Source organism: Citrobacter sp. VF227 (assembly GCF_052950715.1).
The window spans coordinates 1-438 of record NZ_JBRFVF010000592.1 but is presented as its reverse complement, the minus strand read 5'-3'; the positions used below and the strand labels follow the sequence as shown (position 1 = coordinate 438).

The 438-nt window shown below is 55.9% G+C and carries 1 pseudogene; it reads right to left on the bottom strand.

From position 1 onward, the window contains the following. Positions 1 to 438 (bottom strand): annotated as a pseudogene (locus tag ACU8YC_RS28050) (NADP-specific glutamate dehydrogenase); the annotation flags it as partial.

The following is a 438-nucleotide window of genomic DNA, read 5'->3' as shown; positions in this document are numbered from 1 at the left end:
TTCTGCGTGGCACACGGTAGGGCGATGTCGACCGGAACTGACCACGGTTGTTTGCCTTGCAGGTAAGTCAGGCCAAACTCACGGGCATAATCTGCTACGCGACAGTCGCGGCTGTCTTTGATTGCGCACAGCCGCGCCAGTTTTTCTTTGGTAAATCCGCTTTCATCGAACACAGTACCGCTGGAATCGGAGGCGGTAACCAACCGCGCGCCAAACTCCATGGCTTTCTCAATGGCGAATTGGGCTACGTTACCGGAGCCAGAAACCGCTACGCGCATACCTTAAAAGCCCAGACCATGGCGTTTGAGCATCGCTTCGGTGAAGTACACCAGACCGTAGCCGGTCGCTTCCGGGAGGATCAGACTGCCGCCGAAAGAGAGACCTTTACCGGTAAAGACGCAGGCGCTGTTGTTGGAGAGTTTTTTCATCATCCCGGCC